The organism is Thermus sp. LT1-2-5, from assembly GCF_040363165.1.
Lineage (GTDB): Bacteria > Deinococcota > Deinococci > Deinococcales > Thermaceae > Thermus.
This window is the reverse complement of the sequence record NZ_BSRG01000004.1, coordinates 40741-65338: the sequence shown is the minus strand read 5'-3', so window position 1 is coordinate 65338 and position 24598 is coordinate 40741. Positions and strand designations below refer to the sequence as shown.

Annotated in this window: 21 protein-coding genes and 1 pseudogene; 18 read left to right on the top strand and 4 right to left on the bottom strand. The window is 65.2% G+C overall.

Annotated elements, in window-relative coordinates:
* Nucleotides 1-42: 42 nt before the first annotated feature.
* The 5 genes from ABXG85_RS05325 (at nt 43) to truA (ending at nt 5239) form a co-directional block, all read left to right on the top strand.
* The gene (locus ABXG85_RS05325; RefSeq protein WP_353512689.1) at nt 43-819 is read left to right on the top strand and encodes a metalloenzyme; all 777 of its coding nucleotides are present in this window, start codon (nt 43-45) and stop codon (nt 817-819) included.
* A 62-nt stretch (nt 820-881) separates the two neighbouring features.
* Nucleotides 882-1883, top strand: a complete 1002-nt coding sequence (locus tag ABXG85_RS05320; RefSeq protein WP_353512688.1) for an iron ABC transporter substrate-binding protein — start codon at nt 882-884, stop codon at nt 1881-1883.
* Nucleotides 1884-1886: 3 nt separating this feature from the next.
* Entirely contained in the window at nt 1887-3437 is a 1551-nt protein-coding gene (locus ABXG85_RS05315; RefSeq protein WP_353512687.1) for an ABC transporter permease, read from the top strand.
* A complete protein-coding gene (locus tag ABXG85_RS05310) occupies nt 3416-4465 on the top strand; it encodes an ABC transporter ATP-binding protein (protein ID WP_353512686.1) in 1050 nt (349 codons plus the stop codon). The genes ABXG85_RS05315 and ABXG85_RS05310 overlap by 22 nt, the downstream gene beginning before the upstream one ends.
* A 9-nt stretch (nt 4466-4474) precedes the next feature.
* Nucleotides 4475-5239 carry a tRNA pseudouridine(38-40) synthase TruA gene (truA, locus tag ABXG85_RS05305; RefSeq protein ID WP_353512685.1) on the top strand — a complete coding sequence of 255 codons (765 nt, stop codon included), beginning with the start codon at nt 4475-4477 and terminating at the stop codon, nt 5237-5239.
* A 39-nt stretch (nt 5240-5278) separates the two neighbouring features.
* Here the strand turns inward: truA and ABXG85_RS05300 are convergent, their stop codons facing one another.
* The 4 genes from ABXG85_RS05300 to erpA all read right to left on the bottom strand — a co-directional run bounded on the left by ABXG85_RS05300 (nt 5279) and on the right by erpA (nt 9940).
* Nucleotides 5279-6466, bottom strand: coding sequence for an ABC transporter permease (locus ABXG85_RS05300; protein WP_353512684.1), 1188 nt, complete (start codon nt 6464-6466; stop codon nt 5279-5281).
* A gap of 9 nt (nt 6467-6475) precedes the next feature.
* A complete protein-coding gene (locus ABXG85_RS05295; RefSeq protein ID WP_353512683.1) occupies nt 6476-7486 on the bottom strand; it encodes an ABC transporter permease in 1011 nt (336 codons plus the stop codon).
* A gap of 74 nt (nt 7487-7560) precedes the next feature.
* A complete protein-coding gene (locus ABXG85_RS05290) occupies nt 7561-9429 on the bottom strand; it encodes a peptide ABC transporter substrate-binding protein (protein ID WP_353512682.1) in 1869 nt (622 codons plus the stop codon).
* A 130-nt stretch (nt 9430-9559) separates the two neighbouring features.
* Complete coding sequence (erpA, locus tag ABXG85_RS05285) at nt 9560-9940, bottom strand: iron-sulfur cluster insertion protein ErpA (RefSeq protein ID WP_353512681.1); 381 nt, start codon at nt 9938-9940, stop codon at nt 9560-9562.
* Between the two features lie 102 nt (nt 9941-10042).
* Here erpA and ABXG85_RS05280 point away from each other — a divergent pair, with 102 nt between their 5' ends.
* The 13 genes and pseudogenes from ABXG85_RS05280 to sufD all read left to right on the top strand — a co-directional run bounded on the left by ABXG85_RS05280 (nt 10043) and on the right by sufD (nt 24542).
* Nucleotides 10043-10252, top strand: coding sequence for a CDGSH iron-sulfur domain-containing protein (locus tag ABXG85_RS05280; protein ID WP_353512680.1), 210 nt, complete (start codon nt 10043-10045; stop codon nt 10250-10252).
* Between the two features lie 44 nt (nt 10253-10296).
* Entirely contained in the window at nt 10297-11256 is a 960-nt protein-coding gene (locus tag ABXG85_RS05275) for an aldo/keto reductase family protein (RefSeq protein WP_353512679.1), read from the top strand.
* A gap of 47 nt (nt 11257-11303) precedes the next feature.
* Nucleotides 11304-11786: an MFS transporter gene (locus ABXG85_RS05270; protein ID WP_353512678.1), complete on the top strand. Its 483-nt coding sequence runs from the start codon at nt 11304-11306 to the stop codon at nt 11784-11786.
* 9 nt (nt 11787-11795) lie between these two features.
* Nucleotides 11796-13145, top strand: coding sequence for an FAD-binding oxidoreductase (locus ABXG85_RS05265; RefSeq protein ID WP_353512677.1), 1350 nt, complete (start codon nt 11796-11798; stop codon nt 13143-13145).
* Nucleotides 13146-13154: 9 nt separating this feature from the next.
* A pseudogene (locus ABXG85_RS05260) lies at nt 13155-13427 on the top strand (NIPSNAP family containing protein).
* A 44-nt stretch (nt 13428-13471) separates the two neighbouring features.
* Entirely contained in the window at nt 13472-14614 is a 1143-nt protein-coding gene (locus ABXG85_RS05255; RefSeq protein WP_353512676.1) for an ABC transporter permease, read from the top strand.
* Complete coding sequence (locus tag ABXG85_RS05250; RefSeq protein ID WP_353512675.1) at nt 14614-15294, top strand: ABC transporter ATP-binding protein; 681 nt, start codon at nt 14614-14616, stop codon at nt 15292-15294. The genes ABXG85_RS05255 and ABXG85_RS05250 overlap by 1 nt, the downstream gene beginning before the upstream one ends.
* A gap of 43 nt (nt 15295-15337) precedes the next feature.
* Complete coding sequence (locus tag ABXG85_RS05245) at nt 15338-16669, top strand: FAD-dependent oxidoreductase (protein WP_353512674.1); 1332 nt, start codon at nt 15338-15340, stop codon at nt 16667-16669.
* A 107-nt stretch (nt 16670-16776) separates the two neighbouring features.
* Nucleotides 16777-18093, top strand: a complete 1317-nt coding sequence (gene aceA, locus ABXG85_RS05240) for an isocitrate lyase (RefSeq protein WP_353512673.1) — start codon at nt 16777-16779, stop codon at nt 18091-18093.
* 88 nt (nt 18094-18181) lie between these two features.
* A complete protein-coding gene (locus ABXG85_RS05235; protein WP_353512672.1) occupies nt 18182-20944 on the top strand; it encodes a hypothetical protein in 2763 nt (920 codons plus the stop codon).
* A gap of 88 nt (nt 20945-21032) precedes the next feature.
* A complete protein-coding gene (gene sufC / locus ABXG85_RS05230) occupies nt 21033-21785 on the top strand; it encodes a Fe-S cluster assembly ATPase SufC (protein WP_353512671.1) in 753 nt (250 codons plus the stop codon).
* Nucleotides 21782-23188, top strand: a complete 1407-nt coding sequence (gene sufB, locus ABXG85_RS05225) for a Fe-S cluster assembly protein SufB (protein ID WP_353512670.1) — start codon at nt 21782-21784, stop codon at nt 23186-23188. The genes sufC and sufB overlap by 4 nt, the downstream gene beginning before the upstream one ends.
* 58 nt (nt 23189-23246) lie before the next feature.
* Complete coding sequence (sufD, locus tag ABXG85_RS05220; protein WP_353512669.1) at nt 23247-24542, top strand: Fe-S cluster assembly protein SufD; 1296 nt, start codon at nt 23247-23249, stop codon at nt 24540-24542.
* The last annotated feature ends 56 nt before the right edge of the window (nt 24543-24598 follow it).

Sequence of the window (24598 nt, the reverse complement as noted above, 5' to 3'; positions counted from 1 at the left end):
GCTTACCCTACAGGATGAATGTCCCCCTTTTAGGATGGGAAGGTGCTCTTCCTTTTCGTGGACGGCCTGGGCCTAGGAGAAGCGCTAGAGGACCTCTTCCCCCTCCTCCTGGACCTCTCCCCAAAGCCCCTGGACGCCACCTTAGGGGTGGAGGGCCTGCCCCAGTCGGGCACGGGGCAGACCGCTCTCCTCACCGGGGAAAACGCCGCCCAGCTCCTCGGCCACCATCAAGGGCCCTTTCCGAGCCCCAGGCTCAGGCCCCTCCTCCGGCGAAGCCTCTACGCCTGGGCCCGGGAAAAGGGCCTAAAGGTCCTCCACGCCAACGCCTATCGGCCGGAATACCTCAAGCGGGCCACGGAGGGACGCAGGCAGATGCTTTCCGCCTTCGCCCAGGCGGCCAGGCTCGCCGGCCTTCCCCTCCTTCCCCTGGGCCACCCCCTGGCCCTTCCCCCCGGCTTCTGGGAAGACCCCTACGGCCAGGGGGCGCAGGCAGCGGCCTTGGCCCGGGCTTGGGACCTAGTGGTCCTGGAGTACTGGGCCTTGGATTTGGCCGCCCACCGCGCCCCCGAAACCTTGCCCGAGCGCTTCCGGGAGCTTGCCCTCTTCCTTAAGGGCTTCCTGGCGGAAGGCGGGGAGCTTTTCCTCACCTCAGACCACGGAAACGCTGAGGAACCCTGGCACCCCCAGCACACCCGGAACCCTGTGCCCCTGGTTTACCTTGGGGAAACCCCTTTCTGGCCCAAGGATCTGATCGGGGTGTTTCCTTTATTGCAAACGATTATCACTTCTAAACTTACAAAATCCGAGCGGAATACTTGACTTTTCACCTACCCCCTCTTAAACTATCCCCCGAGAGGGCGCCCTCTCCCCAAGGAGGTGCTATGGTGCGCAGAACCTTTCTTCTGGCTTTGGTCGGCCTAACAAGCCTCAGTCTGAGCTTGGCCCAACAGCAAACCCTTACGATTTACTCGGGCCGAGGCGAGAGCTTGGTTGGTCCCCTAGTGCAACAGTTCCAGCGAGAAACCGGCATCCGGGTACAAGTCCGCTACGGGTCGGACGCGCAAATCCTCGCCGCGCTCCAAGAGGAAGGCGACCGATCCCCAGCAGACGTAGTCTGGCTCAACACTTCCGGAGCCCTGGGCCGGGCGGCAGCCTTAAACCTGCTACGTCCACTTAGCGAAAGCATCCTCAAGCGGCCAGCGGGCTTTATTCCCGCCTCCAAGCGGTGGGTACCCGTAACCGTTCGTCTAAGGGTTCTGGCTTATAACCCGCAAAAGTTCAAGCCTGAGGAGCTTCCCCAAAGCCTGCTAGACCTACCCCGTTTTGTTCAGGAAAAAGGGCTTCAGGGGCGAATCGGCTGGACCCCCACCTACTCCAGCTTCCAGGATATGGTGGCCGCCATCATCCTCCTACACGGAGAGGAGACGGCCCGCCGCTGGTTGACCGAGTTCAAAGCCCTGAACCCCAAGAGCTATGGTTCCTCTAACGTAGCCATGGTCGACGCCATCCGGGCAGGGGAAATCGACCTCGCTTCCACCAACCACTACTATGTGTTGCGTTTCCAGCGGGCCGGTTTCCAAGTGGCGATGACCTCCTTCCGAAACGGCGATGTGGGGAACTTGGCTTTGGTGACGGGCGCAGGCATTCATCGCAATAGCCGGAACCTGGCTGCAGCCACCCGCTTCCTCACTTACCTACTCTCCGCAAAAGGTCAGCAGTATTTTGTGGGGAACATCGGGGAGTACCCTGTGGTTCAGGACGTGGTTCCTGACCCCAGGCTCCTGCCCTTGGAGGAAGCCCTCAAGAAAACTCCAAACCTAGACTTTGAGCAACTCCCCTTGGAACAGGCCCTGCGGCTCATGCGGGAACTGGGGATCCTCTAGGCCTTGAGCGTCAGAGATTTACCTCATCGGTCAGGGCTTCTACCTTTCCTAATCCCCGCCTCCCTCACGGGAGGCGGGGTGGCCCTGCCCCTGGTCTACCTGGTCCTGCGGGCCCTGGAGGCCGATCCCAGCACCCTTCAAGAAATCCTCCTCCGCCCCAAGAACCTGGAGCTCCTCCGCAACACCCTGGCCCTCCTCGTGGGGGTCCTGGCCCTTACTACCCTCCTCGCCCTGCCCCTTGCCTTCCTCACCACCCGCACCGACCTAAAGGGCAAGCGCGTTTTCGCCGTACTCCTCACCCTGCCCCTGGCAATCCCGGGATATGTGGGGGCATACGTATACCTGGCGGCCACAGGGCCCTCGAGCCTGCTTCCTTTGCCGCGACCAGAAGGCTACTGGGGGGCCCTCCTTATCCTCTCCCTTTTCACCTACCCATACCTCTTCCTTTCCTTAAGGGCCGCCTTTTTAGGGCTGGACCCCACGCTAGAAGAAGCGGCGAGAACTTTGGGGCTTAAACCTTGGCAAGCTTTCGTTCGGGCGGCTTTTCCCCAACTCCTGCCCGCCTTACTCTCGGGCTACCTCGTGGTAGGACTCCACGTTCTGGGGGATTTCGGAACGGTGAGCCTACTTCGCTACGAAACCTTTTCCTACGCCATTTATCTGCAATACAATGCAGCATTTGACCGAATTTACGCCGCTTGGCTGGCCCTAATGCTTTTGTTCCTCACAGGTGGGCTTCTCGCCTTAGAAGGACGCCTCCTCCAACGGCTCACCCTGGGACGCACAGGTCGGGGTACGGCCCGAAAAGAAAAAGCTGTCCGCTTGGGCTCCTTCACCCCTTTGGCTTACGTCTTTCTGACCCTACCCCTCTTTCTGGGTCTTATTTTTCCCTTCTTTGTCCTTCTCCATCTAGCCCAACGTTTCCCCATAGAAAGGCTTTACGGGGTTGGCGAGGCCTTCCTACACTCCGCCTTTGCAGCCCTACCCGCAAGCCTCCTGGCCGTAGGCATGGCCTTACCCATCGCTTACCTGGCAACGCGTTACCCCCTTGGCCTATCGCGAATGCTAGAACGCCTGGCCTACCTGGGATATGCCATCCCACCCCTGGCCTTCGCCTTGGCCTGGATCTTCTTTAGCCTGCGAAGCCTCCCCTTCCTCTACGGCACCTTGCCCCTTTTGGTCCTAGTTTTGGCCTTCCACTTCTTGGCGGAAAGCCTGGGCCCGGTGCGGGGAGCGCTTTTCCAGGTGCCAAGGCGCCTGGAGGAAGCGGCTAGGACCTTAGGGGAAACCCCCACGGGGGCTTTTTTCCGCGTCACCTTCCCCCTGCTTTGGCGGGGGGCGGTGGCGGGGGGAGCCTTGGCCTTCATCGGGGCGGTGAAGGAGCTCCCCATCACCCTGCTCCTGGCCCCCATGGGCTACGCCACCTTGGCCACCCGGGTTTTCAGCTACACTCAAGAGGCCATGTTCGCTGAGGCCGCCCCCTTCGCCCTGCTCATCGCCCTCCTATCGGCGGCCTTTGTGGGGGTGTTGCTTTGGACCGAGCGCCGCTTTTAGCCCTCGAGAGCATCCGCAAACGCTTCGGGGAGCACGAGGTACTCAAGGGGATAAACCTCGCCGTCTACCCCGGGGAGATCCTGGCGTTGCTTGGGCCTTCGGGCTGCGGCAAGACCACCCTCCTTAGGGTCATCGCCGGCCTAGAGAGCCCCGACGGGGGAAGGGTGGTCCTGGAGGGCCAAGACATCACCCACCTGCCCCCAGAAAGGCGGAGCATCGGCTTTGTCTTCCAGGACTACGCCCTATTCCCCCACCTCACCGCCTTGGGCAACGTGGCCTTCGGGCTCAAGGGGAAAGACCGCCTGCTCCGGGCACAGAAGGCCCTGGAGCGGGTGGGCATGACCCTTTTCCAGCACCGCAAGCCCCAGGAGCTTTCCGGCGGGCAGCAGCAGCGGGTGGCCCTGGCCCGGGCCCTGGCCCCCGGCCCTAAGCTCGTCCTCCTGGACGAGCCTTTCTCTAGCCTGGACGCAAGCCTCCGGGCCGCCACCCGGGAAGAGGTGCGCAAGGTGCTCAAGGAAACGGGCACCACCGCTATCCTGGTCACCCACGACCAGGAGGAGGCCCTTTCCTTCGCCGACCGCCTGGGGGTGATGCGGGACGGCAAGCTTTTGCAGGTGGGCACCCCAGAGGAGGTCTACCTCAGGCCCAAGACCCCCTTTGTGGCCCAGTTCCTGGGGCGCACCAACCTCCTCTCCGGGGAGGGGAAGGGGCGCTACGCCGAAACCTGCCTGGGCCCCGTGCCCTTGGCCGAGCCCGCCCACGGACCCCTGCTCCTTTCCCTGCGCCCCGAGGCCTTGCGGCTCGCCCCCCCAGAGGAGGGCGGGGCCTTGGGACAGGTGGTGGCCCGGGAGTTCAAGGGGCACGACCTTACCTACCGGGTGCGCCTCCTCGCCCCGGAGCGGGAGGTCTTGGTGCAAGAGGGGCCGGAAAGCCCCTTCCGGGTGGGGGATGTGGTGGCGGTGCGGGTGGCGGGGGAAGGGGTAGCCTTGGAGGGCCAAAGCCCCAAGACCCCCGTGGGCACGGACTAAGCTTAGAACGTGCGCCGCATCCTCATCCTCGCCGAGTACGACGGCACCCACTTCGCCGGGCTCCAGCGGCAAAGGGAGGGTTTGCGCACCGTGCAAGGGGAGCTGGAGAAGGTGCTTTCCGCCATCGGCGCCCTCCCCAAGGCGGTGGCCGCCGGCCGCACGGACGCTGGGGTCCACGCCCTGGCCATGCCCTTCCACTTTGACCTGCAAAGCCGTATCCCCGTGGAAAAAATCCCCGAGGCCCTAAACCGCCTCCTCCCCGAGGACCTCAAGGTGCATAGCGCAAGGGAGGTGGCGGGGGACTTCCACGCCCGCAAGGACGCCCTGTGGCGTGCCTACCGCTACCGGGTCCTGCTAAGGCCCCACCCCTCGCCCCTTCTTCGCCACCGGGCCCTTTGGGTGCGGCACCCCTTGGACCTAAAGGCTGTGGAAGAAGCCCTTCCCCTTCTCCTGGGGCGGCACAACTTCCTAGGCTTCGCCAAGGAGGAGGTGCGGGAGGGGGTGAGGGAGCTTTTGGAGGCGCAGCTTGGGGTGGTGGAGGGAGAAGGGGGCCTCGAGGTCCATTTCTACTTCCGGGGCACAGCCTTCCTCCGGGGGCAGGTGCGGGGCATGGTGGGAACGCTTCTGGAAGTGGGCTTAGGCAAACGCTCCCCGGAAAGCCTAAGGGCCATCCTGGAAACCCAGGACCGCCGCCTCGCCGGCCCCTCAGCCCCGCCCCACGGGCTTTATTTCGTGGAGGCGGCCTACCCGGAAGACCGCCTCACCCCAAAGTGAAAAGGGGCCGGCGCACCCGGCCCCTTGTGCCCGGAAGGGTTAGAGCCGGCTCCGCGGGTCCAAAGCATCCCGCAAGCCGTCCCCCAGATAGTTAAAGGCCAAGACGGTGATGAAGATCATGAAGCCCGGGGGCAAGGCCAGCCAGGGGGCGGTGAAGATGTATTCCTGGGCGTTGGTCAGCATGTTGCCCCAGGTGGCCACCGGAGGCTGGATGCCAAAGCCCAGGAAGGAAAGGGCCGCCTCCGTGAGGATCGCCCCGCCCACCTGCAGGGTGGCCTGGACGATGAGGGGAGCCAGGGTGTTAGGCACAAGGTGGCGGAACATGATGCGGGCGTCCGTAGCCCCTAGGGCCTGAGCGGCGGTAGCGTAGTCCTGCTCCCGCAGGGAGAGGATGTTCCCCCGCACCAATCTAGCCGTGCCCAACCACCCGAAAAGCACCAGGATAGTAATGATGATAAAGACGCTAGCCGCATCCCCGAAAACCCCCTGGGCCCACTGCCCCACCTTGACCCCAGGGTCCCGCAGGAGGGCGGAAAGCACCAGGAGCAAGGGCAGGGTGGGGATGGTGAGCATGAAGTCGATGAGGCGGCTGATGGCCACGTCCAGGTCTAGCCGGATCTGCCCTTTAAGCCCAAACCAGGCGGCCCAAAGCACCAAGGCTAGGGTGAGCCCAAAGCCCAGGTAACTCCCCACGCTTCCCGCCCGGATGCCGTCTTGGGCCAAGGCCCAGGCGATGGAAAGGGCCAGGTACAGCACCCCGTAGTAGAGGAACCAGGAAACCACCCGCCAAAGGGCGAAGCTCCAGGGGTAAAACCCCTCCCGCTCCCGACGCAAAGGGCCAAGGTAAAAGCGTAAGGGGCGCCCAGAGAAATAGCCCGCCAGCGTCCCCATAATGGTTCCCAGGATCACGCTGGAAAAGGCCACGGCAAAGCCCACCAAAAGGGAGATGCGGGAACCGTAGATGATGCGGGAAAGCACGTCCCGCCCCAGGTCATCGGTGCCCAAAAGGTGCTCCCGGGAAGGGGGGTTGAAGTAGTACTGGCCCACGTCCTCCCCCGTGGGTTGGGCCGTGGGGTCATACGGGGCCAGCCAGGGAGCGAAGATAGCCATCAAGATTAGGAGAACGATGACCACCAAGCCGGCCATGGCCATCTTGTGCCGCCGCAAGCGGCGCCAGAAAAGGCTGAAGAAGGTCCTGGGTTTAGCGGTTGCGGTTGCGGTCGCCATGGTTCACCTCTAGCTGTAGCGGATGCGGGGATCCACCACCGCGTAGGCAAGGTCCGCCAGCAGGTTGAAAAGGGCGGTCATCAGGGCCAAGAAGGCCAAGGCGGCCATGGCCACGTTGTAGTCCTTCTCCACCAAGGCGTCAAAGATGGCCCGGCCCATACCCGGGTAACTAAAGATGGTTTCGGTGATGGTGGCCCCGCCCAAAACCCCCGGGATGGCCAAGCCCACCAGGGTGACAATGGGAATAAGGGCGTTCCGAAGCGCATGCTTGTAGAGCACCACCCGCTCGGAAAGCCCCTTGGCCCGGGCGGTGCGAATGTAGTCCTGGGAAAGAACCTCCAGAAGCGAAGCCCGCATGAAGCGGGTCCACTCCGCCATCTGCAAGGAGGACAGGGCGATGACGGGGAGGATCAGGTGCCAAGCCCACTGCCCAATAAACTCCCAAAAGCTCACCACCCCCGAGCGCACGTCCTCCCACAGAACCCCAGGCACGCCCCCCGTGGGGAAGCGGGGAAAACCCGGGATGTGATCGGGCAGCCAGATGGCGAAGAGGTAAAGAAGGAGGATGCCCAGGAAAAACACCGGCATGGAAAACCCCACGAAGGACAAAAAGGTGATGAAGTAGTCCGCTAGGGAATACTGGCGTACGGCGGAAAACACCCCCACGGGGATGGCCACCAGCAAGGCCAGGGTAAGGGCCAGGCCCGAAAGGAGCAGGGTCTTGGGTAGCCGCTGCACGAAGATGTACTCTGCCGCCGGAATGCCATAAGTGCGGCTATAGCCCAAGTCCCCCTGCACCGCCCGGGAAAGCCACTTGAAGTAGCGGATGTAGAGGGGCTTGTCCAGGCCGTAGGCCCGCTTCAAGGCCTCAAACTGCTCCGCCGTGATGCGGGGGTTTTGCCGCCTAAGCTCCTCCAAAGGGTCCCCCGGCTGTAGGGCCAAAAGGGCGTAGATCACCACGCTGGCCACAAGAAGCAAAGGGATCATCTGCAAAAGCCTGCGCACCGTGTAGGCAAACACCCTTGTACCTCCCGTTTATGGCACTAAAAAGCCCGCTGGGGTTAACCCCAGCGGGCCCCACTATACCACCCGGGCTACTTGATGGAAAGGGCGTACTTCGCCTGGTCCCACTTCTTCACGGCCCCACGGCTGGCCCAGCCGATTTCCCAGGCGTTCCAGCCGGGGTAGCCGAAGCCGCCGGCGTAGGCGCTGGACACGTAGTTCACAAGGCCCTGGCGCACCACGTAGGGGTTAGAGCGGAAGTAGAGGGGCAGGGCAGGAAGCTCCTCAGCCCAGATCTCCTGCGCCCGGGCAAAGAGCTGCTTCCTGCGGGCCTCGTCGAACTCCAGCACCGCCTGGCTCGTGAGGCGGTCAAACTCGTCGTTGCGCCAGCCGCCGATGTTCTGGCCCTGGTAGTTGTTCTCCTTGGTGGGAACCATAACGGCCCCAGTGTTCAGGTTCCGGTACTGGAAGAGGAAAGCATTTTCTTGGAGGTTAGCTATCCAAGCGAACTCAAACATCCCCGTCCACTTGCACTCGGAGGCGCGCTGGATGTAGTCGTCGGCGAAGACCACGGCGGAAGGGGCGTTGTTGATCTTAACGGCAATGCCGATCTTCCTCAGGTCCTCGGCGAAGAACTGCTGCGTGCGCTCCCGGACCACGTTGCCCGCGGTGGTCACGTACTCGATCTCGAAGCGCACGGTGCGCCCGCCCACGGTGCGCTGCAGGATCCCGTCGGGTCCCTTGCGCCAACCCATCTCCGCCAGGAGGGCCTCCGCCTTCTTCAGATCAAACTCGTACTTCCGAACGTTGGGGTTGAAGAGGGGGTTGACGGGAGCAATCCAGGTGTGGGCCACGGGCTGAAGCCCGTCAAAGAAGGCCCTCACCAGCCCCTCGCGGTTCAGGGCGTGGAGGATAGCCTGGCGGGTGCGCTTGTCGTTCAGGCCCAGGTCGCGCACGGTCTGGCAGTTCTCAAACTTGTTGATGTCGATGTGCTCCCAGATGGCCCCGGGCACGAACCAGATGTCAAAGCGACCAGGAGCGCGCCGGGCAAGCTGGGGGCTGCGGGCCTGATCGAAGGTGATGGAGACGCTAGAGGTGGCATCGATGGAACCCCCGATGATGGCCACGAGGAGGGAGTTGGTGTTCTGGATGAAGCGGTAAACCACCTTTTGCACGTACTTGCTCTCCCCACCTTCGGGCTTGATGGGGAAGTTGGGGTTCCGCTCCATCTCAATGGAGTTGCCCGGCACCCAGCGCCTGAGCTTGAAGGGCCCGGAGTAGACCATGGCCCCCCGGTTCAGGGCCTGGGGCGTGGCGAACTTGAGGAAGAAGTTGCGGTAGAGCTCGTTGAGCCGCTCCGCATCCTTGTCAGGATCCAGGTTGCGGGCCGCAGCCTTCACCCGCTCCCACTCTGCGCCCATGATGTGCTTGGGAGCGTAGCCCATGGGAGAGCCGTAGGTGTCGTAGTAGTAGGCGGGCTCAAAGATCACGGTGAAGTTGCGGGCGTCCTTAACCCGAAGCTGCACCCGCTCCCAGTAGTCCGGGTCCAGCGTAGGCATGCCCTTAGCCTTGCCCACCTCGTAGTAGAAGGCCACATCGTCCGTGGTGATGGGGCGGCCGTCGGACCAGCGGGCGTCGGGCCGGATGGTGAGGTCCATCTCCAGCCGCTTCTTGCCCCCGCCAATATCCACCACCCGGAGGCGCCCGTTTTGTTGCGTGGGCACTTCGGTGGCCAGGACCGGGAAGTTCTGGCTGTCGGCGTTAAAGCCGATGAAGGGGGCGAAGAGGTAGCCCTCAATCTCGCTCTTTATAGCCTGGTTGGAGATGACGGAAAGGAAGTCCCCCGCCAGCACCCGGGGCTCCTGCGAGGCCCCGACGACCAAGCTGTTGTCCTGGGGCCCTGCCAGGGCAAGACCCAAGGCAGTTAAACCGAGTACAGCCAGTTTGCCTAGTTTCCTCATACGGCCTCCTTTCGTGTGTGCGGCACTCTTCTTAGTGGCCGAGGCCATTATACGGCGCCCACTCTGAAGGTCAATGGGGCAAAGATAAAGGGGCCTGAACCCAAGCCCCTATATGGATGGGGAAAAGGGCTTAGTGGCCGCAAGTGCGGGCCTCACCCTCCTGGTCCTTGGTGCGGAAGGAGTGGCCGCAGCCGCAGGTGCTGGCGGCGTTGGGGTTATTCACCGTGAAACCACCCCCTATGAGGCTTTCCACCCAGTCGATCTCCGAGCCCACCAGGTAGGGTAAGGACATGGGGTCCACCACTAGGCGCACCCCGTGCATCTCCACAAAGGTGTCCCCCTCCAGCTCCCGCTCGTCTACGGCCATGCCGTACTGGAAGCCAGAGCACCCTCCGGATTTGATGTAGACCCGGATGGCTGCGTGCTCTTTGCCGTACCGGGCCAGGATCTCCTTAGCCTTTTCCGCCGCCAACGGGGTAATGCGGATAACTGCTTCCTGCGTTTCTACCATTCCCCAACCTCCTTACCCTGTAGCCTAGCACAGCAAGGGTAAGAGAAGGTGCCATAACTCTCATACCCGCCGTTAACCCTGGGCCTCGAGTAGCATAGGGACATGCGCCTGGAATTCCTGGAGAACGGACCCATTCGTTTGGCAGGTGCCCGTTTTCGTATACGTATAGGAGATAAGGACGAAATCCTGGAAAAACCCCGGGTCTTCCTCTGCCGCTGCGGGGGCTCGGCCAAGAAGCCCTTCTGCGACGGCACCCACAAGGCCCTTGGCTTCCAGGCGGAGGGCGGGGTGCTGGAGGTAGAAGGAAACTGACCCACTGGTCAATTGCGGGCGCAAGGGGTAGACTCCTCTTTGCCATGGGTGAGATGCGCTACCGAAAGCTCGGCAAGTGGGGCCTGAAGGTTTCCGAAATCTCCTTGGGGGCCTGGGTCACCTTTGGGGACGTGGTCAAGGACAAGGAGACCATCCGCCAAATCGTCAAGATCGCCTACGAGGGTGGGGTGAACTTCTTTGACAACGCCGACGTCTACGCCCGGGGCCTGGCGGAGGAGATCATGGGGGAGGTCCTCCAGGAGTTCCCCCGGCACACCCTGGTCCTCTCCACCAAGGCCTATTGGCCCATGTCGGAAGACCCCAATGACCGGGGCCTGAGCCGCAAGCACCTCCTGGAGAGCATCACCAAAAGCTTGAAGCGGCTGAAGACCGACTACGTGGACCTCTTCTTCGCCCACCGCTACGATCCCGAGGTGCCCATGGAGGAGATCGTCTACACCATGCACACCATCGTGGAGAAGGGCTACGCCCTCTACTGGGGCACCTCGGAGTGGCCCGCTCCCCGCATCGCCGAGGCGGTGGCCTTCGCCAAGGCAAACGGCCTCCACCCGCCCATCGTGGAGCAACCCCAGTACTCCATGCTCTACCGGGAACGGTTGGAAAACGAGATCCTCCCCGAGGCGGAGCGGTTCGGCCTGGGGCTGGTGGTGTGGAGCCCCTTGGCCCAGGGGATGCTCACGGGCAAGTACGACGAAGGGATCCCCGAAGACAGCCGCTTCGCCCGCTACGACCAGTTCCGGGCCCGCTACCTCACGGAGGAAAACCGCAAGAAGGTGCTGCAGCTCAAGGCGGTGGCGGAGGAGTTGGGCCTCACCCGCACCCAGCTGGCCCTGGCCTGGGTGCTAAGGCTCCCCGGCATCTCCAGCGCCATCACCGGGGCCACGCGGCCCGAACAGATCCGGGAAAGCCTGGGCGCAGCCGGGGTGGACCTGCCCAAAGAAGCCCTGGAGAAGATTGAAGCCATCCTAAAGGGCGAGGCCTAGTGGCGGGCTTCGCCGCCTTCCGCCTTCTCTGGGTAGGCTAGGCCCTGGTGCGCTCCGCCTCGGGCTTGGGCGGGGCGGCGGGGGGGTTTTTCCTCTCGGTGTGGGGCGGTCCCAAGCAGCGCGTCCACGGGGTCTTTTTGGGCATGGCCTTTTCCAGCCTGGCCCTGGCCCTCATGGGGGTGGTGGAAGGGCCCATGGGGTGGGCGCTTTTGGCCTTCATGGAGGCGTTTTTTATCCCCCTCCTGAACGGCTCGAACCAGGCCATCTGGCAGGCTAAGGTACCCCTGGCGGTCCAGGGCAAGGTCTTCGCCGCCCGGCGCATGATCGCCTGGTTCGCCACCCCTTTGGCCATGGTTCTTTCCGGGCCCCTAGCCGACCGGGTTTTTGAGTCCCGCTTAGGGCAGGGGGAGGGCATCGCCTTCATGCTCCTCCTCTTCGGGGGCCTGGGGGTGCTTTGGGGGCTTTCCGGCTACCTCTTCCCCCAGGTGCGGGAGGTGGAAACCCTCCTCCCTGACGCCAAGGCGGACTAAACTTTCCCCATGGACAAGGTGGAAGCCCTAAAGAGCCTCCTGCCCGGCAGGGTGGAAACCTCCCCTTCGGAAAGGCGGCGCCACGGCAAGGACGAGGGGTACCCGGCGGAAGGGGAGGTCCTGGCCGTGGTCTACCCGGAAGGGGTAGAGGACGTGCAAAAGGCCCTCGCCTGGGCCCGGGAACACCGCATAGCCGTCATCCCCTTCGGGGCGGGGACGAGCCTGGAGGGCGCCCTTTTGCCCTTGGGGGAGGCCATCAGCCTGGACATGTCCCGCATGAACCGGGTCCTTCGGGTCCAGCCCGAGGACTTCCTCTGCGTGGTGGAGCCCGGCCTCACCCGCAAGGCCCTCAACGAGGCCCTCAAGGGCACGGGCCTCTTCTTCCCCGTGGACCCCGGGGCCGACGCCACCTTAGGGGGCATGGCCGCCACCAACGCCAGCGGCACCACCACGGTGCGCTACGGGGGAATGCGGCAAAACGTCCTGGCCCTCCAGGTGGTCCTGGCGAGCGGAGAGGTCCTGGAGCTCGGGCGGGGGGTGCGCAAGACCTCGGCGGGCTACGACCTCAAGGACCTCTTCCTCGGTTCAGAGGGGACCTTAGGGGTCATCACCCGCCTAACCCTCCGCCTCCACCCCCTGCCGGAGCACGTGCACACCTTAAGGGTCTTCTTCCCCGGGGTGGAGGAGGCGGCGGAGGCGAGTTACCGGGTGATGGCCACGGGGCTTCCCGTAGCCCGCCTGGAGCTTTTGGACGAGCTCGCCCTAAAGGCCCTCAACCGCTACCTGGGGGCGGACTTCCCCGAGCGCCCCGCCCTTTTCCTGGAGTTCCACTCCTCCACCCGGGAAGCCCTGGAGGCGGAAAGCGCCCTGGCCCTAGAGCTCATGCGGGAGGCGGGGGCCTTGGCCGTGGAGGTGGCCAAGACAGAAGAGGAGCGGAAGAGGCAGTGGGAGGCCCGGCACCAGGCCTACTGGGCCCTGGTCCACCTCTTTCCCGGCCACCGCTTCTTGATCACGGACACCGCCGTGCCGCTTTCCCGCCTCCCCGAGGCGGTGCGCTACGCCCAAGGGCTCCTAAGCGAGATGGGCCTCACCGGGAACATCCTGGGCCACGTGGGGGATGGCAACTTCCACACCTTGGTCCCCGTCTTGCCCGAGGACTACGAAAAGGCGGAGGCCTACGCGGAAAAGCTGGTAAAAAAGGCCCTGGAACTCGAGGGCACCTGCACCGCAGAGCACGGGGTGGGCCTAAGGAAGCGGAAGTACCTCCCCCTGGAGCACGGCCCCGCCCTGGACTGGATGCGGCGGCTCAAGGCGCTTCTAGACCCCGAGGGCCTCCTGAACCCGGGCAAGGTGGTTTAGACTTCCTCTATGGTCCAGATGCGCCGCTACCGCCTAAAAGAGGGGGCCAAGGAGGAATTCCAAAAGGTCTTTTTGGAGACCATCGTCCCCCTGCGAAGGGCCCTGGGTTTCGAGATCCTCGGGGCCTACTGACTTTCCGACCGGGACTTCCTTTGGTTCGTGGCCCACGAGGACTTCGCCCGGGCAGAGGAGGCCTACTACAACCACCCGGAAAGGCAGAAGGTGAACCCCCGGGTCTTCCTGGAAGCGGTGGAAACCCAGTTTGTGGAGCGCCTCCTGTAGCCTCCGCCACGCCCCTTTCGCCTCCCGGGGGTAGGCTTAGGGGGATGGAAGTCTTCTACCTGGTCCTGCGCCACCTCCTGGCCCGGCCCGTGCGGAGCCTCCTCACCCTCCTGGGAGTCCTGATCGCCACCGCCAGCATGGTCCTTTTCCTCTCCTTCGGGGAGGGGCTTCGGCGCGCCCTGTTCCAGGAGCTTTCCCGGGTGGGCCCGGCCATCCAGGTGGTGCCCGAAGGGAGCGAGGGCTTGGCCTTTAGCGCCTACCCGGAGATCACCCCCGCCCAGGTGGAGGCGCTACGGCGGGCGGCCCAGGCCCTGGGGGCGCAGGCGGTGATCCCCACCCTCTTCCTGGCCCGGGGCGGCCTTGACCCGCAAAGCAGCTTCTTCTTCCAAGGGCTTCCCCCAGGAGTGAGCCCCGACCTCCTCTACCCTGGGCTTAGGGCCAAGGAGGGCCGCCTCCTTCCCTCGGAAGGCGGGGCGGTGGTGGGGGCCAAGCTGGCCCAGCGGACCGGGCTGGCCCTAGGAAGCCCGTTGCGCCTTTCCCCCCAGGTGACCCTTAGGGTGGAGGGGATCTTGGAGGAAACCGGGGGGCTGGCCGACAACCTCATCTTCGCCCCCCTGAAGGCCCTGCAGACGGTTTTGGGCACGGAAAACGTGGGCGCCGTCCTGGTGGCTCTAAGCCCGGGGCAGAAGGCGGAGGAGGTGGCCCGGGCTCTAGAGGGAGCGGTTCCCGGCCTCAAGGCCCAGACCACGGGGGAGGTGATGCGCTTCGCCGAGCGGGCCCTGAGGATCAGCGACCTGGTGCGCTTCGGCATCAGCCTGGTGGCCTTGGCGGTGGGGGGCCTCCTGGTGGCCAACACGGTGATGATGTCCGTTTACGAGCGCACGCGGGAGTTCGGGGTCATGCGGGCCTTGGGGGCTAGAAGGGGCTTTATCTTCCGGCTCGTGGTGCTGGAAGCCCTCCTCCTAGCCCTCTTGGGCGGGGTGGGGGGGCTCGCCCTAGGCGGGGCGGTATCCCAGGCCATCAACCTCTACACCCAAAGCGAGGTGGGCCTGGCCCTCTCTGCGGTGACGCCCAGGCTTTCCCTCTTTGCCCTCCTGGTGGCCCTAAGCCTGGGGCTTTTGGCCGGGCTTCTTCCCGCCCACCACGCAAGCCGCATCCCGGTGGTGGAAGCCTTGGGGAGGGTGTGATGCTTCGGGCCGAGAACCTGACCAAGCGCTACCGGCAAGGGGAGAAGGAGGTGGTGGCCCTCCAAGGCTTCACCTACGCCTTCCCCCAAGGAGCCACGGCGGTGGTGGGGCCTTCAGGAAGCGGCAAGACCACCCTCCTCAACCTCCTCGCCGGGCTGGACCTGCCCACGGAAGGTGGGGTCTACCTGGGGGAAACCCCTCTCCACCGCCTTTCCGAGGACGAGCGGGCGGAGGCGCGCCTTAGGCACATGGGCTTCGTCTTCCAGCAGTGGAACCTCATCCCCACCCTGACCGCTTGGGAAAACGTGGCCTTCCCCCTCCTCCTTGCGGGCTGGCCCCCCGCCAAAAGGCGCTCCCGGGCCCTGGAGCTTTTGGACGGGGTGGGGCTTTCCCCCCGGGCCCACCACCTCCCGAGCCGCCTTTCCGGCGGGGAACAGCAACGGGTGGCCCTGGCCCGGGCCCTGGCCCTGGACCCCCCCATCCTCTTCGCCGACGAGCCCACGGGCAACCTGGACGCCGAGTCCAAGGAGCAGGTGGCGGCCCTCCTCTTCCAGGCGGGGAAGGAGCGCACCCTCATCCTGGTAACCCACGATCTGGAACTGGCCGCCCGGGCGGAGCGCATCCTCCACCTGAGGGGGGGAAGGCTCTTTCGGGAAGAGGTACCCTGGAAGGCGCCGTAGACCGGGACACTTGGCCCAAGCCCCTTGTGGCAAAATACCCCCCATGGGCAAGCGCATGGTGGTGGTGGGCGGGGTGGCGGGAGGCGCTTCCGCCGCTGCCAAGGCCAAGCGGGAAAATCCCGAGCTGGAGGTGGTGGTCTACGAGAAGTCTGGATGGGTTTCCTACGGGGCCTGCGGCCTGCCGTATGTGCTCTCGGGGGAGATCCCAAGCCTCTCCAAGCTGGTCGCCCGCACCCCGGAGGAGTTTCGCAAGCAAGGGGTCGTGGTCCACACCCACCACGAGGTAGTGGACATAGACCCTTTGGGCCGGGTCCTCACGGTGTTCGATCACCGGGAGGGGCGTACCTTCCAAGACCGTTACGAGTACCTGGTCCTGGCCACGGGCGCCAGGCCCAGCATCCCCCCCATTCCCGGCACGGAGCAGGCAGGGGTCTACACCCTGAGGAGCATGGAGGACGGGGAGCGGCTTCTGAAAGCTCTGGAAGGGGCCCGGCGGGCCGCCATCCTGGGGGCGGGGTACATCGGCCTCGAGGTGGCGGAGGCCTTCCGCAAGCGGGGCCTCGAGGTCACCCTCCTGGAGGCCAAGGAACGCCCCCTGCCCCACTGGGACGAGGAGGTGGGAACCCTCCTCAGAAAGGAGCTGGAACGCCACGGGGTGGAGGTCTGGACCGGGGTGCGGGTCCTGGCCCTAAGGGGCGCAGGCCGGGTGGAGGCGGTGGAGACCTCGGAGGGGGTGGTGCCGGCGGATCTGGTCCTGGTGGCCACGGGGGTGCGGCCCAACACCGAACTGGCCCAGGCCATGGGGGTGGCCCTAGGGCCCACGGGGGCCATCGCCACCGACCACCGGATGCGCACCAACCTGGATGGGGTTTTCGCCGCCGGAGATGTGGCGGAAAGCTTCCACCAGGTGCTTAAGCGCCCCTACTGGCTTCCCCTGGGCGACGTGGCCAACAAGCATGGCCGCACCGCAGGAAGCGTCATCGCCGGCAAGGAAGCCCGCTTTCACGGGGTGGTGGGCACGGCCATCTTCAAGGCCTTCGGCCTGGCGGTGGCCACCACGGGGCTCTCCTTAGAGGCCGCCCTGAAGGAGGGGTACCGGGCCAAGAAGGTCTTCATCCAAAGCCGGGACGGGGCCCACTACTACCCGGGAAGCGCGCCCCTTTGGGTGGAGCTGGTGTACGAGGAGGGGACGGAGAGGCTTTTGGGGGGCGCGGTGGTGGCCCACGGGCACGGGGCCCTCCGGGTGGATGTCCTGGCCGCCCTCCTCCACCGCGGGAGCACCCTCGAGGACCTCCTGGCCCTGGACCTGGCCTATGCGCCCCCCTATAGCCCCGTCTGGGACCCCCTCCTCATCGCCGCCCAGCAGGCTCGCTAGCGGTGTAGAAAACCCTCGTTCACACCAAAGGCCCGTGTGGGCCTCCGGGCCTTACACACTACACCAAACTTCTTCCAGACTCCAGACTGGTCCTCGGAGGTGGAAGCGTGGAACCCCTCAGCATGCTGACCCCGGAGATGCGGGAAGAGGCGGAGGCCCTTAGGCGGGAGTGGGCGACCAACCCCCGGTGGAAGGGGGTGAAGCGGGACTATCGGCCCGAGGACGTGGTGCGCCTCAGGCCCAGTATCCCCATAGAGCACACCCTGGCCAAACGGGGGGCGGAAAAGCTCTGGCGGCTCCTCCACGAGCGCCCTTACGTCCACACCTTTGGCGCCTACACCGGGGCCATGGCGGTGCAGATGGTGCGGGCGGGCCTCGAGGCCATCTACCTCTCCGGCTGGCAGGTGGCGGCGGACGCCAACCTGGCCTGGCAGACCTACCCCGACCAGTCCCTCTACCCCTACAACTCCGTGCCCCAAATCGTGAAGCGCATCAACAACGCCCTCATGCGGGCCGACCAGATCGAGCGCTCTGAGGGCAAGGTGAGCCGGGACTGGTACGTGCCCATCGTGGCCGACGCCGAGGCGGGCTTTGGTGGAGCCCTCAACGTCTTTGAGCTCACCAAGGCCATGATCGAGGCGGGGGCCGCCGGCATCCACTACGAGGACCAGCTGGCCTCGGAAAAGAAGTGCGGCCACCTGGGGGGCAAGGTCCTGGTGCCCACCTCCCAGCACATCCGCACCCTGCAGGCGGCCCGCCTGGCGGCGGACGTCATGGGGGTGCCCACGGTGATCATCGCCCGCACCGACGCCGAGGCCGCCACCCTCATCACCAGCGACATCGACGAGCGCGACCGCCCCTTCATCCTTAAGGACGAGCGCACCCCCGAGGGCTTCTACCGGGTGAAGAACGGGATCGAGGCGGGTATCGCCCGGGCCCTGGCCTACGCCCCCTACGCTGACGTCATCTGGATGGAAACCTCCAAGCCCGACCTGGAGGAGGCCCGCAAGTTCGCCGAGGCGGTGAAGCGGGAGTTCCCCGACAAGCTTCTCGCCTACAACCTCTCCCCCTCCTTCAACTGGAAGAAGTTCCTGGACGACGAAACCATCGCCAAGTTCAACCGGGAGCTGGGGGAGATGGGCTACAAGTTCCAGTTCATCACCCTGGCGGGCTGGCACACCCTGAACTACTACACCTGGGAGCTGGCCAAGGGCTACAAGGCCCGGGGCATGCCCGCCTTCGTGGAGCTCCAGCAGAAGGAGTTCCTGGCCCAAGCCCAGGGCTTCACCGCCGTCAAGCACCAGCGGGAGGTGGGGGCGGGCTACTTCGACGAGGTGGTCCTGGCCCTAACCCAAGGGCAGGCCTCCACCCTGGCCCTGAAGGGCTCCACGGAGGAGGCCCAGTTCAACGAGCCGGTCCACTAAGGGAACCCTACTTTAGGCCGCCCCTTTGCAGGGGGCGGCCATTTGCTTGTAAAAACCAGAGAGACTCAGTTAAAATGGTGTAGATACTATGGCCGAAGCACCTACACCCTGGCTCCGCTACCTGGAGGAGCTAAGGCCCCACCTCCGGGGCCGGGACCACCGGGGTAAGCGGGGGTCCTTGCGCTGGCTCGAGGCCCTCATGACCGAACGGGGCGGCAGGGCCGGCACTGTGCGCAACATCCTCTACAAGGACTTGGGAAGCCCCGAGGAGAAGGAGCGCCTCTACGGGGTCATCGCCGACCTCTACCGGGAGGCTGGCTTCAACCCTCCGCCTCCGCCAGCGGAGCTCTTCTTGGAAAGCGCCCGCAAAGCTTTGGGCCGGGACAAGCGGCGCATTTTCCGCCGTTTCCTCAAGGAGCTGGAGGCGGGAGGCCGGCCCCAGATGGTGGTGGTGGGGGGTCCGGCCACCGGCAAAGGCGTCCTCCTTTCCGCCCTGGCCCGGGCCCTTTCCGCCTTGCCAGGAAGGGAGCCCGTGCTCCTCAACCTGGGGGGGGAACTGGCCCAGGCCCTGGTACCCTTGGCGGAAACCTTAGGGGTGGGCGAGGAGGTGCGGGGGCTTTTGGCCCAGCTTTCCCCCACCCAGCCTTACATCTTGCAAGGGGCCCTGGCGCAAGAGGTTCTGACCCTCTTGGCCCGGGCCCTGAACAGGCGGGGGCGGCCTGTGCTGCTTCGGGCCGAGGCGGAAGGAACCCTGGAAGGCCTCCCCTTGCGGGGGCCAGACGGGAGCAAACGGAGCCTTTCGGCCTGGCTTGAACCCTTCCTCAAGGCCCTGCAGGCGCCTTACCTAGCCGCCCTCTCCGAACCACCCCCCACCCTCCCCTACCAGCCCCTTTCCCCGCCGAGTCGGGAAGAAGCCCGCCGCTTCGTGCGGGAGCGCCTTCCCCACCTACCCCCGGAACGCCTCGAGGCCCTGGTGAACCAGGCAGGCCGCAACTTCGGGGAACTCTCCCGTCTGGTCCTCCTGGAAGCGGCCAAGCACGATCCCAAAACCCCCATCCAGGACGACCCCACCCTAAGACCCCTCCTCCAGGCCCTCGCCGCCTTTAGCCCCGAGGCCGACCCCGCCTTTCCCTTGGAGCTTCTGGAAAAGGCCTTGGGGCGCCCCCTGGAGAAGCTTTCCCAGGCGGAGCGGGCCCTTCTGGACTGGGTAGGGGAAGGCTTGGTGCGCCCCTCGCTGCGCACCTTCCTCCCCGAGGAGGCCCCCCAGGAGCTCCACCGCCTCGCCCTGGAATACTTCCCCAAGGAAAGTCTCTTCCGCAGGCTCTACCACGCCCACAAAGCCGGGGAGCGGAAGATACTTCTGGAACTATTACAAGAAGATCCCGCCCGCCTAGCCCTCCTACCAGGCCTTTGGCCAGAAGCCCAAACCTGGCCAAAGGAAGACCTAAAGGCTTTGGCGGCAGTGGTGGTGCGCTACCGGGCTGTCCTGGGCCAGTACGCTCACCCGGAGGCGGAAGAGGCGCTAAAGGTCCTTTCCCAGGCGGAAGACCCCGCTTTACGCACCTGGGCCCGCATCAAGGGGGCGGAGGCCAAGGCGGACGCCGCCCTTTATCGGGAGGCAGAGGAGCTTTTACCCCCCAAGGAGGACCTCCTCCACCTGGACGAGACCGCCCAGGCGGAGGGCCTTCTGGTCATGGCAGCGGTGGAGCGCTGGAAGGGGGATTACGAGAAGGCGGCCAAGCTGGTGGAGGAGGCGGAGGGCCTGCCCGTAGCGCCTTTTTTACGGGACCGGGTGCAGCTTTGGCGGGGCCTGGTGGCCAAGGACCTGGGTCGCTACGAGGAGGCCCTGGCCGCCTTGGCCCAGGTGGGCCACGACCCCCTCCTCTTGGGCCGGGCCCGCTACCAGATGGGGGACCTCCTCATGCGCCTGGGCCGCTTGGAGGCGGAGGGCCGCATGGCGGAGGGCCTAAGGTTTCTGGAGGAAGCCGGGGCTCCCAAGGACGAGGTGGCCCGGGTGCGGGCCCGCTACGCCACCCTTCTTCGGCGCCTGGGCCGCTACGGCGAGGCGGAAGCCGCTATCCAAAAGGCCCTGGCGGAGGCGGAAGACCCCTTTACCCGGGCCCGGGTGGAAAGCGAGGCGGGGATCCTCGAGGCCGCCCGGGGCCGGGCCTTTGAAGCCTTGGGCTACCTCCGGCGGGCCGAGGCCTACTTCCGCACCACCCGCGAGCGCCCCAAGGAGGCCCGCTACCGCCACCTGCGTACGCTCTTCCGCTTGGGGGCCGCCTACCTCCTCCTGGAGACGGGCCAGCCCTACCGGGCCCCGTTTCTAGGGGGGCTTTCCGCCCCCACCGCCTTCCGCCTCCTCCAGGACCTCCTCTGGGAAATCCCGGAGGAGGCTACGGACCGTTACACCGCCTTGCGCCTGGATACGGCGAGCCTCCTCGCCCTCCTCCTCCCCCCTGAGGAAGGCCGCGCCCTGCTCAAACCTCTCCTGGGCCTGGAAAACCCCTACCTTAGGGCCCAGGCCCGCCTAGGCTACGCCGAGGCCCTGGCCCGGGAAGGGAGCTTCGGCGAGGCCCTGGCTCAGATCGTGGCCCTCCCCCCCTTGGAGGACCCCGGCCTTTTGGCCCAGGCTCGAGCCGTGGAGGTGCTGGCCCTTTTGGGGCTTGGGGAACGGGAGGCCGCTTGGCAGAAGCTCTCCGAGGCCCGCCAAGGAAGCCTACCCGAACCTTTCCGCTTCCAGCTTGGCCGCGCCCTCGGTCGCTTCTGCCCCGAGCTGGAGACCCGCCTTGCTCCTGGCCCCTTGGCCCTCCCCGAGGCCCTAGGCTTTCACCTGGCAAATCCCGACTAAATCACTATACTTTTGGAGGCGGAGGGGCTATACTCTTACTGCGAACGGGTCGCAGTAAGGGTGCGGCCCGGCCTTAGGAGGCAGAAGCATGAACCAGCTGGAAATCCGCGACCTCTGGGCTTCCATTGACGGCGAGACCATCCTCAAGGGCGTGAACCTGGTGGTCCCCAAGGGAGAGGTGCACGCCCTCATGGGCCCCAACGGGGCAGGCAAGAGCACCCTGGGCAAGATCCTGGCCGGCGACCCCGAGTACGTGGTGGAGAAGGGGGACATCCTCCTGGACGGGGAGAGCATCCTGGAGCTTTCCCCGGACGAGCGGGCCCGCAAAGGGCTGTTCCTGGCCTTCCAGTACCCAGTGGAGGTGCCAGGGGTGACCATCGCCAACTTCCTCCGCCTGGCCTTGCAGGCCAAGCTGGGCCGGGAGGTGGGGGTGGCGGAGTTCTGGGGCAAGGTGAAGAAGGCCCTGGAGATCCTGGATTGGGACGAGAGCTACCTCTCCCGCTACCTCAACGACGGCTTCTCGGGCGGGGAGAAGAAGCGGAACGAGATTCTGCAGCTTCTGGTCCTGGAACCCAGCTATGCGGTGCTGGACGAAACGGACTCGGGGCTAGACATCGACGCCCTTAAGGTGGTGGCCCGGGGCGTGAACGCCATGCGGGGACCCAACTTCGGCGCCTTGGTCATCACCCACTACCAGCGCATCCTGAACTACATCCAGCCCGATAAAGTTCACGTGATGATGGATGGGCGTGTGGTAACCTCCGGCGGCCCCGAGCTCGCCTTAGAGCTGGAGGCCAAGGGGTACGAGTGGCTGCGGGAACGGGTAAAGGAGGGGGCATGAGCCAGATTGATCTGAGCACCATTGGCGAGGAGTACAAGTACCACTTCGTGGACGAGGTTAAACCGGTCTTCGTGGCCGAGCGGGGGCTTACCCGCCGGGTCATCGAGGCCATCAGCTACCACAAGGGTGAGCCCGAGTGGATGCTGAAGTTCCGCCTGCGGGCCCTGGAAATCTTCCAGAAGAAGCCGATGCCCACCTGGGGCCCCGACCTCTCGGGCCTGGACCTGGACAACCTCGTCTACTACGTAAAACCCGCCGAGGTGCGGGACGCCAAGAGCTGGGAAGAGGTCCCGGAGGAGATCCGTAAAACCTACGAGCGCCTGGGCATCCCCGAGGCGGAGCGCAAGGTGCTGGCCGGGGTGGGAGCCCAGTACGACTCGGAGATGGTCTACCACCGGGTGCGGGAGGAGCTGGAACGGCAGGGGGTCATCTTTGTGGCCATTGAAGAGGGCATGAAGAAGTACGAGGACCTCTTCAAGGAGTACTTCGCCAAGGTGGTCCCCCCCGAGGACAACAAGTTCGCCGCCCTGAACTCCGCCGCCTGGTCCGGGGGCTCCTTCGTCTACGTGCCCCCGGGGGTCAAAGTGGAGCTCCCCTTGCAGGCCTACTTCCGGGTGAACACCCCCGAGTTCGGCCAGTTTGAGCGCACCCTCATCATCGTGGACGAGGGGGCGGAGGTGCACTACATCGAGGGCTGCACCGCCCCTATGTACTCCACGGAAAGCCTCCACACCGGGGTCATTGAGATCGTGGTGAAGCGGGGGGCGAGGAGCCGCTACACCACCATCCAGAACTGGTCCACCAACATGTACAACCTGGTGACCCAGCGGGCCCTGGTCTACGGGGACGCCTTCCACGAGTGGCTGGACGGCAACCTGGGCTCCAAGGTCACCATGAAGTACCCCTCCAGCTACCTCCTGGAGCCCGGGGCCCGCACGGAGATCCTCTCCATCGCCTTCGCCAAGACCGGGCAGCACCAGGACACCGGGGCCAAGATCCTCCTGGGTGCCCCCCACACCTCGGGCACCATTGTTTCCAAGAGCATTTCCAAGGGCGAAGGCCGGGCCAGCTACCGCGGCCTGGTCAAGGTCCTGGACGGGGCCAAGCACGCCAAGGCCAACGTGGAGTGCGACGCCCTCCTCATCGACCCGGAAAGCCGCACGGACACCTACCCCTACATCGAGATCGAGGAAGACTCCGCCCACGTGGGGCACGAGGCCACGGTGTCCAAGATCAACGACGAGCAGATCTTCTACCTCCAGTCCCGGGGCCTCAAGGAGGACGAGGCGGCGGCCCTCATCGTCCGGGGCTTCATTGAGCCCATCGCCAAGGAGCTTCCCTTGGAGTACGCCGTGGAGCTCAACCGGCTCATCGAGCTGGAGATGGAGGGCTCGGTCGGCTAAAGGCCCAAGGCCTTGGGAAGGGGCCTAAAGGCCTCTTCCCCTTTTGCGAGGAGGCAGGATGCAGGTACTGGACAAGACGCGGGTGGAGGCCATTTCCCAGGCCCTAGGCGAGCCCGCCTGGCTTCTGGAAAAAAGGCTAAAGGCCCTCGAGGCCTTCGCCAAACTCCCCTACCCCAGCAAGAAGGACGAGAACTGGCGCTACACCGACCTCTCCGAGGCCCCCTTGGAGCAAGAGGTGGAAGCCCCCAGGGGCCTAAGGCTTTCCCGGAATGAGCTTCCCGAGCTGGTGCGGCGCCGCCTGGAGAAGACGGACGTCTCCGGCTTTTTGGTCTTCGTGGGGCCCGACCTGGTCTACGCCGAGGTGCCCGAGGAACTTGCGGCCAAAGGCCTCGTCTTCACCTCCTTGACCGAGGCCCTAAAGACCCACCCGGCCAAGGTGGAAAGCGCCCTCTTCCACGGGGTCTACACCGAGGACAAATTCGCTGCGCAAAATAGCGCCCTCTTCACCCACGGGGCCTTCCTTTACGTGCCAGCGGGGCTGGAGGTGGAAAAGCCCCTTGGGGTCTTCAAGGTGCTTTTGGAAGGGGAAAAAGCTTCCGCCGGGCGGAGCCTCCTCTTCCTGGAAGACAACGCCAAGGCCGCCTACATCGAGGAGTACCTCTCCCCTGACCTTGCCCCCACCCTGCACCTCTCCGCCACGGAGATGGTGCTCCGCCCCGGGGCCAAGCTCCGCCACGCCCACATCCAGACCTTTGGCCAGGGGGTGTGGCACTTCCACCGCCAGCGGGCCCTCCTGGAGCGGGACGCCGGGCTAAACGACCTGGTGGTGAACCTGGGGGGCACCTACGCCCGCAGCGAGGTGGCCTCGGAGCTCCTAGGCCCCGGCGGCGAAAGCGAGATGCTGGGGCTTTACTTCGGCCACGGGCGGCAGCATTTTGACCACTACACCCTGCAGCACCACGTGGAGCACCACACCCGAAGCGACCTCCTCTACAAGGGCGCGGTGAAGGACGAGGCCAGGGCGGTCTTCTCCGGCCTCATCAAGCTGGAGCGGGGGGCGCAGAAGACGGACGCCTACCAGGCCAACCGCAACCTCATCCTCTCCCCCACCGCCCGGGTGGACTCCATCCCCCAGCTGGAAATCGGGGCTAACGACGTGCGCTGCACCCACGGGAGCACCACCGCCCCCGTGGACGAGATGCAGCTTTTCTACCTCCAGTCCCGGGGCCTGCCCCGCACCTTGGCCCAGGAGCTCTTGGTGAAGGCCCACCTGGCGGACGTCCTCACCCGCATCCCCCTAAAAGCCCTAAGGGCCCACCTGGAGGCGGTGATAGAGGAAAAGGTGAGGCTTTAGAAGCCCTTTTGGGCCGGGCCCCTTAGGGGTGCCCGGCGTTCTTTTATGCTCTAGGC